This is a genomic window from Geomonas azotofigens, from assembly GCF_018919395.1.
GTDB lineage: Bacteria > Desulfobacterota > Desulfuromonadia > Geobacterales > Geobacteraceae > Geomonas > Geomonas azotofigens.
On the sequence record NZ_JAHLME010000001.1, the window covers coordinates 417,448 to 432,061 of the forward strand.

Annotated in this window: 14 protein-coding genes; all 14 read right to left on the minus strand. The window is 48.1% G+C overall.

Annotation, left to right across the window (positions count from 1 at the left end; all coding sequences use genetic code 11):
• Positions 1 to 109 precede the first annotated feature (109 nt).
• The 14 genes from KOL99_RS01880 to KOL99_RS01945 all read right to left on the minus strand — a co-directional run bounded on the left by KOL99_RS01880 (position 110) and on the right by KOL99_RS01945 (position 14,525).
• Positions 110 to 826, minus strand: coding sequence for an MBL fold metallo-hydrolase (locus KOL99_RS01880; RefSeq protein WP_216508804.1), 717 nt, complete (start codon positions 824 to 826; stop codon positions 110 to 112).
• Between the two features lie 49 nt (positions 827 to 875).
• Positions 876 to 1,424 carry a chalcone isomerase family protein gene (locus tag KOL99_RS01885; protein WP_216508805.1) on the minus strand — a complete coding sequence of 183 codons (549 nt, stop codon included), beginning with the start codon at positions 1,422 to 1,424 and terminating at the stop codon, positions 876 to 878.
• Positions 1,425 to 1,505: 81 nt separating this feature from the next.
• Complete coding sequence (locus KOL99_RS01890; RefSeq protein ID WP_328759436.1) at positions 1,506 to 2,420, minus strand: transposase; 915 nt, start codon at positions 2,418 to 2,420, stop codon at positions 1,506 to 1,508.
• 162 nt (positions 2,421 to 2,582) lie between these two features.
• Positions 2,583 to 3,800 (minus strand): phosphorylase family protein, encoded by a 1,218-nt coding sequence (locus tag KOL99_RS01895; RefSeq protein ID WP_216508807.1) that lies wholly within the window; start codon positions 3,798 to 3,800, stop codon positions 2,583 to 2,585.
• Positions 3,793 to 4,254, minus strand: coding sequence for a response regulator (locus KOL99_RS01900; protein ID WP_216508808.1), 462 nt, complete (start codon positions 4,252 to 4,254; stop codon positions 3,793 to 3,795). Before KOL99_RS01900 ends, KOL99_RS01895 begins: the two co-directional genes overlap by 8 nt.
• A 12-nt stretch (positions 4,255 to 4,266) precedes the next feature.
• The gene (locus tag KOL99_RS01905) at positions 4,267 to 7,749 is read right to left on the minus strand and encodes an ATP-binding protein (protein WP_216508809.1); all 3,483 of its coding nucleotides are present in this window, start codon (positions 7,747 to 7,749) and stop codon (positions 4,267 to 4,269) included.
• A 423-nt stretch (positions 7,750 to 8,172) separates the two neighbouring features.
• A complete protein-coding gene (locus KOL99_RS01910; protein ID WP_216508810.1) occupies positions 8,173 to 8,553 on the minus strand; it encodes a hypothetical protein in 381 nt (126 codons plus the stop codon).
• A gap of 12 nt (positions 8,554 to 8,565) precedes the next feature.
• Positions 8,566 to 9,585, minus strand: coding sequence for a restriction endonuclease (locus KOL99_RS01915; protein ID WP_216508811.1), 1,020 nt, complete (start codon positions 9,583 to 9,585; stop codon positions 8,566 to 8,568).
• Positions 9,586 to 10,306: 721 nt separating this feature from the next.
• On the minus strand, positions 10,307 to 10,900 hold the full coding sequence (locus KOL99_RS01920; protein WP_216508812.1) for a hypothetical protein: 594 nt from the start codon (positions 10,898 to 10,900) through the stop codon (positions 10,307 to 10,309).
• Between the two features lie 315 nt (positions 10,901 to 11,215).
• Positions 11,216 to 11,452 carry a DUF2442 domain-containing protein gene (locus KOL99_RS01925; protein ID WP_216508813.1) on the minus strand — a complete coding sequence of 79 codons (237 nt, stop codon included), beginning with the start codon at positions 11,450 to 11,452 and terminating at the stop codon, positions 11,216 to 11,218.
• A 7-nt stretch (positions 11,453 to 11,459) separates the two neighbouring features.
• Positions 11,460 to 11,726 (minus strand): DUF4160 domain-containing protein, encoded by a 267-nt coding sequence (locus KOL99_RS01930; protein WP_216508814.1) that lies wholly within the window; start codon positions 11,724 to 11,726, stop codon positions 11,460 to 11,462.
• 112 nt (positions 11,727 to 11,838) lie between these two features.
• A complete protein-coding gene (locus KOL99_RS01935; RefSeq protein WP_216508815.1) occupies positions 11,839 to 12,312 on the minus strand; it encodes a hypothetical protein in 474 nt (157 codons plus the stop codon).
• A 661-nt stretch (positions 12,313 to 12,973) separates the two neighbouring features.
• Positions 12,974 to 13,957 carry a hypothetical protein gene (locus KOL99_RS01940; protein WP_216508816.1) on the minus strand — a complete coding sequence of 328 codons (984 nt, stop codon included), beginning with the start codon at positions 13,955 to 13,957 and terminating at the stop codon, positions 12,974 to 12,976.
• Between the two features lie 193 nt (positions 13,958 to 14,150).
• The gene (locus tag KOL99_RS01945) at positions 14,151 to 14,525 is read right to left on the minus strand and encodes a helix-turn-helix domain-containing protein (RefSeq protein ID WP_216508817.1); all 375 of its coding nucleotides are present in this window, start codon (positions 14,523 to 14,525) and stop codon (positions 14,151 to 14,153) included.
• Positions 14,526 to 14,614: the final 89 nt, after the last annotated feature.

The window sequence follows — 14,614 nt, forward strand, 5'->3', positions numbered from 1 at the left end:
TCCCCTCAAAGGGGGGCCGAAAGAATAAATAGTGCCAACAGTAGGTGCGGTGTCAAGGCCTCGTTCCAGCAGGTAGTGGAGATGCACGAGAGTTCCCAGACGCCGTTCTTCAATATCCGCCGAAGGTCGGTCCCGCATCGAATCTGCGTTTCCACTCGTCATACCCGACGGTGTAGTTATAGCCGCATACCGTAGATAGCTGCCGGCCGTCGAGGTAAGCCCGGATACGGTCTCCTCCCGCGATGGTCTGGTCTGCCGGCCCAAAGGGGTTGTACTTCATGGCGCCGCCATGGAAAAAGACGTAGTCGCAGATGAAAAGGACGTCCTCGAAGATGTAGAGGGTGAAGCCCGGGGTGTGGCCACCGATGTGGAAGGCTTCTATGCCGTTGTGGACGAAGTTTTCTTCGAAGGTGACGTCGAATGGGAAGGGAAGGCAGATATCGTGGAGTGAGTCGTTATGGTGGATATGGATTTGGGCGGAGAAAAGGTCGCGGTAGAGATTGGAGGCGCCCAGGAAATGGTGGTGGGTGAAGAGTATGGCATCGGCCCGGCCCAGGGAACGGTCGAAGGACGAAGGGCAGTCGATCCAGCATGGTCCGTGCGGCGTCTCGATGCGATAGGCTGCGTGTTCAAGGCCAAGCGGCGGGTCGGAGTTCAGCCTGGTCACCTTCTCGTTCACCGGTGTGCTCGTCACTCTGAAGCGCGCAGAACACTCGTCCGCGGTGATGAAATGACTGCTCGTTGCGCCGCAGAAAGGGCAGCGTGCGGGATGAAATCCGATCATGTTGAAGCCGCAGACCAGGCACACGTGCTGTTCGACGTTCATGCGAGCACCTCCCGTTCCAAGCTCTGACAGCTAAGTCACGTCCTGACCGCTACTTGCCGAGCATCCCCTTCTTTAGGGTTGCGTCGGCCGGCTTGTCGCCGACGTAGATGGCGAGGATGGCTGTGGCGAAGGGGCGGGAGGCCAGGGTGCCGAGGGGTTTGCCATTGTGCTTCACCATCACCGTGCCGTCGCCGCCGAGAAAGATATCGACCTGGTCGCCGCGCTTGAAATCGTCGGTGATCAAGGACAGGAATTTCTTCGCCTCCGCGCTATCGACGAGGTCAGGCGCGTTATTGCGGAGCCCCTCCTGGAATGCGTCCACTATCTTATCCTTCTCCACCGAATGCAGGAAGTCCATGCGGACCAACTTGTCGCCGGAGTCGTGGAGCGCTTCGGGGCCGCTGGCCAGACGTTTCTTCGCATACAGCGACCCCACGTAGACCTTGATGAAGAATTTTTTCCTGATGCCGCTGCCGTTAAGTTGCAACGTTTCGGAATTCACCGTCACCTGCGGTTCGACCTTCACCCCTTCGATTTCCTTCGCCGGCGCCGTCCCGGCAACCAACACCACTAAAATCAACGCAAGCAGCAGCCTCATAAGCTCACGCCTCCTTTCGTCGAAAAGATGGACCACGTTATGATACCACGGCACAACCAAAAGTAAGGGCAAAGGCTGGGGTCAGGCTTGCAAAGTTGCAAAGTCCGAAAGGTTTCTTTTCAACTGTGCCATCCGTTCAGCAAGATCATCATCGATCTTGGATTTAGTGGTGAGCCTTGTTATGGATGAGCTCAGACTCGTGACATCGCGACCCAGGATATGGCCAAGATCTGTAAGGGTGTCGTCACTCATTTCCCTCACCGCCCAAGCAGCCATGCTGCGTGCTTCCGCCATCTTAAAGCTCCTGTCTGCGTTAACCAGACCGTCTTCAGGCAGCCCGTACAAGCTTTCCACTGCCTTTATAACATCCGCTATACATGGTTTCCGCAAATGTTCCGGCCCCATCTTCTCAACGACCATGTCAATAAATTCATCTGGACCTAGAAGCCGCGAGTCAGCGGTATCTCCTCTACTGAAAGCCTCGCAATGCCCACTCCGTATGTTCTGCTTGACGAAATCAAGAAAGGAGAGCTGCGCACGTTGTCTGTTGTTACCGAAGTAGCCAAGGACAGGTTCCGAGTTTAACCACGGGAGGATTTCTTTGCCAGCATAGGCACGATGGCTGCTCCAGGGGTAGTCAACAGGGTCTTTGACGAGGTTTGCACGGACTGGATTGAGGTGAATGTACGAGGTTAGCTGCAGGAGGTATTCGTCCGCGTCCACAAGGATCGCCTTATACCGTCCCTGGAAGAGGTGACCAACTCTGTTCTGTCGCCAGTTAATCCAACGGGTATACCTGAAAGCCAAGTTCTGAATGATCCTTGCCAGCGGGGCCTCCGATACTTGGCAGAGGAGGTGGACGTGGTTTGTCATCAGACAAAAGGAGAGGATCGAATAGCCAAACCTTTCGATCCCCTCCTGGAGAAGCAGATAAAACTTGTAGCGGTCCACCTTGTCGTAGAAAATGTCCTGCCGGTCGTTACCCCTCAGGATCACATGATAGAAAGCACCAGGGAAATGTATCCGCTGTCGGCGTGCCATTAGCTAAAGCTAACTCAACTTTGCAACTTTGCAAGCCTGACCCCAGATTCTCCCTGCCTCCCCTGCCTCCCTTCTTCCTGCCTCCCCTTTTCTGTCTCTTTCTCAAGGGCCTTCTGATTACAACTCAGAAATAGCAAAACGATAAAGGAACTGACTACTTACATAACTTGCATATTTTTGGTATTTGTCATTCTTTTTGGAATCCCCGAAATCGCAGACAGATTTGATCGCGAAGGGTAAAGGCCTTGGTAAAGTACAATTAGTAGCAGCGTAAAAAAGGCCGTATATTTCCATCTCTATTCCTATAAGCTTACGATTGTGTAGCATTATTTCCTTTATCAATTCGGGGTCTTCAAGGACAGCAGCGCCTGAAGCAACAGGCCCTAACACCACATTGAAAGGGCGTTTTGCAACGGGTTCTTCGGTACCGGCTACAATATCCTCAACATAACACTTCTCCCTGATCACCGCGGAGAACTTTTCCTTAAGATCAGGTGAGAGTGTGAGAGGTTTAGGATCAGGCTCGAAGGTAACACTGCTTGGCGTCCTACGGATCTTGCCGCTACCATAATCCCAAGAAATATCAGTTATAAGAACATCTCCGAGTTCGCATTTCCCCTTTACTCCAGCAGCAATACCAACCATAGCTAAATAACGGGGCCTATAGTGTTCAATGACCTTAAGGGACAATGCAGTTGATGCAGGCATCCCCATCTGCGGAGCTGCAGCTGCCACCACTTTCAATTTTTTTTGGCCTGCAACAAATTCACCTTCGTAATATACCGTACTATCGTGAACATGCTTCCTTTTTTGCCAATTTGCATCAAGCTTTAACAAATAGCGAAACTCAGGGTCATGTAAGGCAGTGATTATACCAAGATCAAAATTGTATTCACCTACCACAGTAGGTTTTATTTTTGCCTCGTATGCATAGTCCACGTACGACAAGATTTGCTTACGCCAATTGTCATCATTATCAACATACTGGAGAAGGAAGACCATGTCGTTGTAGAACTTAGAGGTGTACTCGTCGATAAGATGAGCATATTCTGTCAAGGCAACAACATAGGTGGGTTTTTTAACCACTTTGCTGTGTCTTATCAAGTTAATTAGAACGAAACCATTATTGGGCTTAGGCGTCTCGTGGGGCCTAGTTGGTAGGTTGAGATCAATAATGGCCACGTCATATAAATTTTCAGACAACAAAACTTTGGCGCTCATCACGTCGTAAGCAATATCGACGTTATCATCTTGTACAGAGTCAATATCAGAAAAAATAGATCGAATATCGGCTAACTTGTCTATGTTGTCATCTACTATGAGAACCCTAAGCATGAAGCGTCTCCTGTATTGTCAAAACATACGCCTTTAATTCATCCGCCCAGTTAGTCTCCGAAGCATTATAAAAAATAGACCCTAGATATACGGATGGGAACAGCACAGATAACTTTTTATCCATTTCCTGTAAAGTTATGAAAGTTGCGCCTTCGCCGAAAGTATCGAAACCGGTGACAAGTAAGACCCTTGCATCAACCTTCTCTCTGCGGATTTCAGCAAGAATCTCTTTGCCGGCAAATTTCCTAAAGCGACCACCTGGTTCGGATGACGATTTGTCATAGGTCGGCATTGACATGTCTAGAACTATCAAGTCATATCTCGAATCAAGTATTTCTCGCAAACCGCTCTGATACGAACGTTTTGAGGTTAGACTTAAATTCGGAATTAACCGGAGTATCTCAGAAATTTGGTCTAGTTTATTTTCATCGTCTTCAACTACTAAAATTTTCATACTTACCTCTCGTTACAGTTCTGCGGACAAGACAACCTTGAAAATTTTATCAGGCGATATAGTAATTTTTATATTTGAATACGAACATTTTAGAGCGGTGTTTAAGATGTTATGCATCTTATAAAAACCTGTCCGTCCCTCTTTTCGGAGGGCATCAGCAACATTATTGTTATCAATATTATGTTGAATGTTTGCAATAATCGATTTTAATTCCTCGATATCCACATCATCTTGTATCTTGTTCTGAATTATAAATGTTCGAACGTTTTTATCTGTACTTATTGTCAGTTCGGCATTAACCCTATCTGAAAAATTTGCATATTTACACGCATTATCCAAAAGGTTAAGCAGAACCATAACGAGTGCTTCAAAGACGTGACCTGGATAAATATATTCGTCATTTATCTCACAGTTCATTTTAATATTCACATTCGGATAAATCTTTTTAACGATCTGCAGACACGTATCAACTAATTCGGTCATGCTAAAATCTATGATAGACTTGTTGTCAGAGATACTAAACCACTTGATCACGTTGTTTATGTCACTTTGCATATTAGTTCTGCAAGTCGAAATACAGTTTATAAGACTTTTTAGAAAATAGTCATTGGTAACCCCAGCTAATTGTCGGATGCTTTTCTCCAAGTTGTTAAGATAATAGATTAGCGTCTCCTTGAGTTCCCCATTCATCTTACCTCGTATGTTTTGTAAATTTTCTTCTGTCCTCCGCCACAACTCTTTCAAAACCATGCCAAGGAGGTCCTCTAATGAGTCCAGTTCATTGGCAGTCAAATACAGTGGTGCAAGGTCATAGTCTTTGTAGGTGTAGTCGAATACGCCGTACAAACCTTTACTCTCTGTTTTGACTTGAATCCATTTGCTTGGAACGTCAGAAATTATTTCATCGATCTCCGCAGAGAATTCTGTTAGCAGCTGCATAATCCCTTCTAAGACTGTTGCATCAAGCGTTTGCAGCCTTTCTTTCCAAAAGGCATTCTCGTAGTATACACCTGACTCTTTATTTTTAGTTGTCAATAGCCTGCATTCACTGAAGGGACGTCTTAGTTCACCTTTTAATGTCCCATGCCTTATCCTGACACTCAAATTAGAGTCAAGGCCATATTCGTTGTTGAATACAAAACGATCTCGAATGTCATAGAACAATTCTTTAAACAATTTGTATTTGGGGTCCCTAACAAACACCACCTTTGGTTTTTCCTGTTTTGCTGCATCCATGTTAGATAGCAATGACGCTATATAGGCGTTATCGACTAATTTTATTGCGTCGTTACTAATGCTATCAAGGGATCTATACCTGCTATAGAGTTGTGCTACAGTGTCGTTGGAAGTTGAAATTATCCCTGCTGTATCTACCGTTATTTTGCCTTCGTCGACTTGCTGTATGCGTTTACGAATTGTTATCTGTTGAGTAAGAGCACTAATCTCTTCATCATATTTCTTTTTACTTTCAGGGTCTATGACCCTTAGCATCTGGAATATACTAATCCTTTCATTCTCAAGTTCTTCAGTGCCACTAAAACAAGACAAATAGTCGAGGACATCTAACTGGCACACCTGATACAAAAAGTAAACAACAAGGACTGTATCCACATGAAACCCTCGTTGCAGCAACTCACTCGGCTTTTTAACATCTAACGCATTTAGATAATTTGCAAAAGCAACGTGCAGGAAACCTTCATCTTTGACTAACAATTTCTCCTTTTCTAGAATAGAAATGAGAATGACTGTGTAGATGTCTTCTTTGCTACTTATAAAATCAATAGCATCAGAGTCTAATATTTCTTTTCTGAGTCCACCCAGCTTCAATGTCTTAATATAGTTGTTATTAACAACAAAACTGTCAACCACAAGTCGGGTGGCGTCCTTTACATCACCAGTAGAAATATAAAGATCAAAAAGTAATGTTATTGTTTCGGTCAATAAATAGATTGGTATTTCCACCAATATTAACTTTTTCAACAGTTCAGTTGCTTCTTCTATTTCACCTGTTGATATCAAATATCTAGCTCTTAATATTGAACATTCTATAAGGTATGGCTCGTTTAAGTGGCGTATATTTTCTTGATAATGGTTTTTAATAGCATAATTTATAAAAGCCACCCCCCCCGGGCTGAAATCCCTGACTAGCGATTGAATAATGGCTACTGACTGGTCATTAATATGCAATAATTCTAAGAAGGCAAGTTGGTATCTTGAAGAAGCAACAGCTGATACTATGTAATGATCACAGTTCTTCATTTTTATATATCTACTGAGATATCCAACTATCTGGTGAGCAAAATTGGAATTACCCAACGTTATATATATTTTAATTAACTTACCCAAAGACTCGCTTGTGTCTGCGTCGAACATATAGACGCTATCAATGGCACACATAACGTCATGCCCTATTGAGTCTTCTGAAAAAGGTACTACCAGTTCCCTTCCTATGTTAATATGTGATTTTATATAATATTGGTAAATTTCAAAAACTGTTGCATCGGCTTTGAGAATATTTCCTGCCTGATCAATACATCCTATGTAGTCTCCCGATTTATAAGTGTCTATACACATGCATATTTCATCGCGTCTAAAGGAACTGCTGCAATCCTTAAACTTATTTTTTTTTAGATTTGATACGTTGGTTATTGCTTTAAGACTGGGATCAGGAAATTCCTTAAAATTATCCTTGATGCAATTGACCAATGTACTTGCCTCCGGCAAGTTACGTGAGATGCTGTACTTAGTTATCTCAATCAACATTAGATATCTATCTACTACTGAGCTTATACTTTCTAGGTATATAGAAAAGGCGACATCTATATCTTTTAAACGCGCATGGTTTAGCTTAAAGTAAAAATAATTTGTTAAGTCCGCGCTGGCGGAATGTAAAATTTGATGATAGTACTCGTTAAGTTTACCTACAGTTATGTTCTTTTCACACTTTCTGCTGTAAAAATCAGACAATAACAATAATATTACGTCAGTTCCATCTGTACATAACTCAGTGAGAAACTCTAGATTCTTAGTAATCCCGCCGGTGAATTCGTTTAAGATAAATTTTGATTCTAATGACCATATGGAGTGGCCGACATTTGAATTTATATAGTCTAACGTACTTTGGGCTTGCCCATAGTCTCCTGAAATAAGCGCATGTTCAAAGATACTCTTCAGCTTCAAGAACTGAATTAATTCTTCCTTGTGTTGCAAAATTGAAAAAACGCACCAATCTAGCTCGACTTTTAAAGATGCGGAGTAGGGAAGAATTTCGGAACTTCTGATATCCAAATAGGTTTTAGGGAGGGGATTAGCAAATAGTCGCTCTTTGTTGGCGTTAAGCACCTTTATATCTTGCATTGCCTTTTCATAGGACTTTAGGTCAAAGTCATACTTGAAGGTGAAAATTAGGTTACGTAAGTCATGCTTCCCAGACTCACACATCTTCATCAAACGAGCTTTGTTCCGTACAAACGCATTGTTCTTTGTGAATTTCATAATTCTCCTGTCTCAAGCTTGAAGCCCCGACTCCTGCTGGCAGAGACGCAGAGGGACGCCCATGAAATTATGCGTTTCTCTCTAATCTCTCAGCTGCCAACCGTTCCAGGCAGCTAAAGCCCCTCCGCGAACGGTCGACCTACTCACTGATGACTGCGTAATACCCAGTCGGGCAGCTACCTCAGTTTCGGTCATCCCTAGTTCAAAGGGTTGCCCAATAGCATAATAGGGTTCTTGCCTTCACCTTATGTAACTTATGTAACGTATTGCGCCTCAAACCGAGCAGCATAGTCATGAAGAAGGGACGGTGAATGGCGTCAGGTCTTGGACGACACACATGTAATTGATGCCCGACCACACCCTCAAACAGCTCCTCACATTTCTTTTAAAGCTACTTGCCTTCTGCCGCACAATCATTGCATCCTATTCGAGCGCCTTTACATCCACGATGAAATATTCTGACTCACCGAACAAGGTGGTCGGAATGCCTTTGTGTTGTTCGTAGGAGAGGGACACTTTCTTGCCGAGGGCTGCATTGATTTTGGAGACCACCGCCTTGTCCCGCACTGAAAACGGGAAGCGTTCCGGAACGGCTCCGGGTACAGGGAGCATCTGCAGCTCGCCTTCCCAAGTCTTGCTCACCCACCCCTTTTCGGAAAACTTCTGTACGTAGCCCACCCTGTCGCCTTTGGAGAAACTCCAGTTGAGGACGGCGTACATGTAACCCACGGCGAGAAGGACACTTGCTACCAGCCCTGCAGCCAAGGCCTTGATTGCTTTGGTTTTGATTTCAGAAGCGATCATCCGTTCCTCCTCCTACGTTGCGGGCCATGCCTTTTTACAGGGGAGGCAGCCGTAAAAACTTTGGCCCTCTTTCGGCCCACTCTGGAACTTCCTCAGGACTAGTTCGCTGCCACAATCCGGGCAGTTCCTCTTCTTTTCTTCTTTCGGCTGGACCGCTGTCGCATCCGGCAATGTGGGTGTCGGACCTGCAACCGTGACGATCTGGGTGCCGTTGCATTTGGGATAGATACTGCAGCCCCAGAACTTCTGGCCCGCATTGGCACCTTTGCGTGCGACTCGGATTTGCATCACTGCTCCGCATTTCGGGCAGGGCGGCGCAACTGTGGGGTCAACACTCGGAGAAGAGGACGCCGGAGCTACCTTGACAACTTGCACGATCATGGACTTCAGCTTCTGGCCGTCGATCAGCTCAAGGTTTAGCCCCCTTACAAAGGCCTTGGCATCTTCGGTAAAGGTGCCGGAGGTGACGAAATAGCCAGCGGCTGCTCCGGCGGCGGCCATTACTCCGTAAAATTCCCGCACCGGCTGAACGCTGACCTTGTACGCCTTCCATTGCTTGCACTGCACCAGGTGCTTCTCTCTCCCCTTCCTCAGGACAAGATCGATGCCGCCGTCCGGGCCGTTTCCACCCTCTCGGGCGACCTCAAACCCCTTCCGCTTGAAATGCTCCGCCACCAAGGTTTCGAACTCACCCCAGCTCATTTCGTTCAACGCTCCAACATCCGCACGCGACTTGACCGTTTCGTAGAGCTTGCGCTGCTTTAGGGATTGGAAAAATGACATGACTGCTGCAAAGAGGAAAGCGACAGGGAGGATTATTTGCCCGAACATCGCAAGGACAACGTAAAGCCCTTTGACGGCCGCATCACCCATTTGTCCAGGCGCTGCGGTGGCCGGCATTATTGGTCGAGCTGCCATTGCGTGGAGAGTTAGATAGGAAACAATTGCAAGGACTACTGAGACCCACCAGGGGAATTTGCTGGCGACGGCAACGAGGTCTTCGATGGGGCTGGTGCGCTGTTTTCGTGCCATGTGACTTTACGGAACTCCTAAAGGGGAAATCGTAAACACACAATTAGCACATAGATCGGTTTTAATAAAGCTGAATCAACATCCAACCTTGGGCACGCAAAGCCGCAAAGACGCAAAGAATAGTCGATTAACAGGGATGAAGGGGATTGAAGGGATAACAGCAAAGACTGGAGGCTTACCCTTTTGCGTTTTGGAATTACTCCCGACTCCGGAGATTTAGCCTCTGGCATCTTCAATTTACTCCCGGCGTCAGAGGCTCAGCCTTTTGTGTTTTGAATTTACTGACGGGGCTGGAGGCTCAGCCTTTTGCTTTTATGAATTATCCGGCGTGACCGGAGGCTCAGCCTTTTCAGTCGCGAATTTACAAGCAAGGCCGAAGACTCCGCCTTTTTTGTTCTGGATTGACAAGCAAGGCCGAAGGCTCCGCCTTTTTTGTTCTGGATTCACGGGCCAAGCGGGAGGCTCAGCCTTTTCAGTTCGGAATTCACTGACGACGCCTAATACCAAGTCTTTTGGGTTTGGGATCTACCCGCGAAGCTCCGGCCTCCCCGTTTTTGGTTGTGGATTTACTGGCACGGTCGGAGGCTCAGCCTTTTCCGGGTTGGATTTATCGGTGAGGCTGGAGGCTGAAAGATTCGGTGAGAAGTTGGCTCTTTTGGAGGAAGAAGTTTTTGGTGGGAGTGCGGCTGCAGTTCAACGTCTGCAGCCGCACAGGTATAGGTCAGCTAAGCACTATGTCGACTACCGAGGACCACGGCCCGTACCCGGCGTTATTGTGGTACCTCGCCCTGATGTAATACCGCTTCACGAGGTCTAGCTTCAGTTCGATCTTGCACTTGTAGGACCTCTCCGCGCTTGTCCAGGAGGATTCATCGTTTGGGCTGTCTGTGTACTGGACCTCGACGCTGCCCATGCCGGGAACCCGGTTCACCAGTACGTAGAAGATCCCGGACCCCTTGGGCCCGAATTTCAACTCCACTTTGCTGGGCTGCCCCGGTAGGGAGGCGGTGGCGGGTTTTGTTGTATAAACCCTGTGGCTCAAGTCGAAACCGACATCCATCAGAGTGGGGTCTTTCCGATGCGTCGCCACCATAACGGAGTGCTGGCAGGCGAAGGTGAGCTTTGTGAAAATCTCTTCGCGCGCCTTGTCCCTCTCTTCGGCCATGAGCTTGTCGCCATACTTCGCCGCATTCGATTTTTGCCCCAGGACATCCGCCAGCGATTCAAACGTATCGGCCACCGGCACATGCTCCGGGACGTCCTGGAAGGCAGCGTGCCCCCTTATCCTTCCAGCAAAGCTTCTGGTTTCGTGCATGAGATCACCGTCGGATAACTTCCAGAGACTTGACAGGTCGTGCTTTGGAATTTGCACCATAACGGCCTCCGTAAATGAGGTTGGGTCGACGCCAAACATTATTAGCCATTCATAAAACATGTCAAGGGACAGATCGGAATTTCTCGGAGTCCACCTTCAGGTTTTGGAGGAAGGCCTGAAGGCGTCTCACGCAAAGCCGCTAAGACGCAAAGCGAAGCGATCTACAGGGATAAAAGGGATAAAAGGGATAAAAGGGATAGCTGCCGGCTACGAGCGGATACCCACTGAGGCAACAGAGATTCTCTGGAGGATAGATTAGACAGGGCGCAGTTCGGCTAGGAGGGTTTCGGGGGCTATGTCCTGGTCGTTGGGCCATGTTACCGCTCCGAAAAGGATGCCCACTTGGTTGAAGTACGCGGGGTTCTTCAGTTCGCGAAAGACGCCGTGGTTCAGGTACGGCTTCAGGTCGAAGATACCTTTGCGGCCATCTTCGATTTCGACGTAGATGCAGTAGTCCGGCAGCGGTTTTACGACTTTTACATCCCAGTACATCTTTTCCTCACAGTGGGTCGATTTTGTAAGGGTTCTCGCCTGCCACAACGAGATCCCAGTCCGCTTGCAGTTCGTCACGATGCAGTTCCAACCAAGCTGGAACCAGCCTAATTTGTTTTCTAGGCAGTTGTCCAGCTAAAATTTCGCCTTCTTCAATGCTTATAGATGCCTCTAATTCTGCGTATTTGGCGTGAAAGTGCGGCCGGTTATGATGATGGTTGTCGAGCAGGTACATCCTGATGATTATGCCGTAGAACATCGATATTATAGGCATACGGCCTCCAGTCGACGCCCCTGGCTCATCGCACACAGTGTAGGCGCCTTATTGCTGCCGCTTCAGCAAAAGGACCGTGTTATCGTACCAGCGAGTAACGGTCATCCGCCAATCACTCGGTGCTCGGTCTTTCATAAATTCCTGCGTAGTTGCTTCCGAATCTATAGTGCTGACTAGAGTAGTCTTTCCCCCTAAAACCAAACCATTTCATACTGATCCTTCCCTTCTGGACCTCAGACACATCCAGCTCAGCCAAAGGCTTCTTCTTGTCGAACCTCTCCCAAGGCAAGGCTCCCCCCCCTGTTCCGACCTCCAGCACGTCATCGAACAGTAGGTACACCTTTCTTAGCTTGTAATCGAGCTTGTAGCGGACCTTCAGGTATATCTGGTTGGATTCTACGCAAAATGGCTGGGCCTTGCCTTCGAGCTGAATGTCTATGCAATCGCCGCAACCACAGTCTGAAGGGTCTGCTCCTTTCTTGACCCACTTTCCTGTGATTTCCTTGTGATCATCAGGGCTCGCATACGCTGAATTAAACCAACAGAACAGCAGTACGAAGACCAGAAGCCTTGGCAGAAAATTCATCTTTTGCTCCATTTTAGAAGGGACGGTCGGCGTGTATCTGCCCGAAGCAGTGCAGGATAGAGTGCGAGTTAAACAGCAGGAGTGCCAGCAAGGGGCTGATCTTCATTGCTTTATAAGGGACAGCAACTTCCGACGCAGGGCCGCCCATCTTGCTACCGTCTTTTTGGTAGCCGGCGGTACTTTGTAGCCATCGTCTCTGGTTACCTGCAAAGATGTGCCTGATTCGTCTACGTAGTAGATGCGGTAGCAGTAAGGACTGGCTCCCGAGATGCTGGGTACCTTCTCCACAATAAGAAATGTAGCAGGGCGCGGTGCTTTGTTGGGCCTACAAAGGGGAACATTCCCAAACCTATCAGGTACCCCATGAGCAGACAGACCTTCCGCCCTAAAAAACCTACCTTCTTCTACTTCGTATTGGCTAGCCGCTCTCACGCGGTCAAAAACCAGCGCTCTTCTCTCGTTAGAAACGGGGTCAGAGCACTGTATCAATGTCGCCCCGGTCGACTGACTGTACACCACAAGACCAGAAAGCCCGCTGCAGGGGGAGATCATCTCAGTTGCCGTGACATGAAACGAACACACCCCTGACCTGCAAACAGGGGCTTCGTCTGCCTCCACCTTGGTAGTAATCAAAAGCAGGCTGAATATCACTGCTATCGCTTTATAGGCGGACATAAGCCCCCCGGTAAGTTGCCAGCAAAGCTAGTTTCGGGTTTTTCCGTCTAACCCTGTGTCCCTGCTGGGTTGCCGTAAATTCTTCACCCGTCAAGATTCCCATTCTTCGGCTGATGCAATCAGCTCGGTATTCCTGTTTTGCCAGCAATCCTCTCTCAGTGATTACTATCCTCATGATTTCCTGCTGTGATGCCGGTTTCCTCACGCCGATTTCGTTAACTATCCGGGCTTTTGACTGCTCTATTCCGTGTTGCTGAACACACAGGTCGAACAATGCAACATAAGTGTTGATCTCTATGCGTTGAAAGTCTGACGGACGGATTGTCCTCAGGCAAGTGATTGCTTTCATCACCAGATGGTGGTAATTCGCTATTGCCTCCTGTTTTTGAATTTCATTGAACTGCGCAACTCTTGCGATATTTTTAAAAGAGGTCTGCCATCCACTGCGATTGGTTCTCAACAATTCTCGAGCCCATTTTCTTTGCTCTGATGCATCCCCCGCCATTAGTGACGCCTTCAACTTCTCGTAGTTCGTCCCCTTGGGGAAGCATGTTTCAAACAGAAGTGGGTCAGCCTTTAGCATTTTCTTGAGGAGTGGGCCGAGTGTATTCTGACCGAAATTCCACTGCAGTAGGCCGAAAGACGTGGCCTGATCGTCATCATCACCGGCAAGAGTCCCGTACTTTGCCTCTCCGCCTTCGAAGTATGTTGTGACGTCTAACGCTAAAGCTTGAACATCTGCCAGGGCAATCCAACGTACGGCCGTCGTTGCTCGGGGCAACCGCTTCTGGAACCGGTGGTTTGCTAGGAGGGCGGCACCGTCGTTAACCCCAAGTGGCCCTGGAGTGTCTCCGATAAGACCTTTCGGTGTGTTGGGTGACGATGCATCGTTATGCCCTAAGGGGCCTGGGGTGAGGGTGGGGCGCTGGAAAGGGTCGCGGCGGAGGTGCAACTGACGGGAACCGGCCATCTTGGAACCTCCTGATGGAGAGGTCGTGAAGATGGAAATTTACCAGGGGCTAGGCGGGTGTCAAATTCAGGAGGACAGCGTTCATCTGACGACGTAGAGGTACACGGTAGGCACGGCGGAAAACTATGGATGAATCTCTTACTGCAAGGAATTCGCGGCAAGAACGGCAGAAGGAGAAACTGTCTTTGTCTTTCTACAGGAATACGCGGTAATCAATATTGAGGGCGTCGGCCAGCCTTCTTGCGGTTTCCTTGCCGATGGGGCGCTTGCCATTCTCCATCTCGCTGATATGGTGCTGCGCTATACCGGTCAGTTCGGCTAACTGTCTCTGCGTCAACCCCTCTTTGCCGCGGGCGCCACGGATGGCCACTCCGCCGCAGTTCCATGCCAGCTCCGGCGACACTTCCTCAGGAGTGTAGAGCTCTTTTTCTTCCAATGCCCACTCGGTGAGATCCTTCACCCTCAGAGTCTGCGCCATCCTGCGCAGTTTCACCATCTCGGCATAGCTTCCTTCGAAGCGTGCTTCAATCTTCTTTTCAGTACGGGGCTTGTTCGTGAGTGCCCGCATATATCACCTCGACCAATCGGACTTCGCGTTTATCCTCTCGCCATACAGCCACATATGTCGGCCTCCCCCTTCCACGTGACAGTGATGCT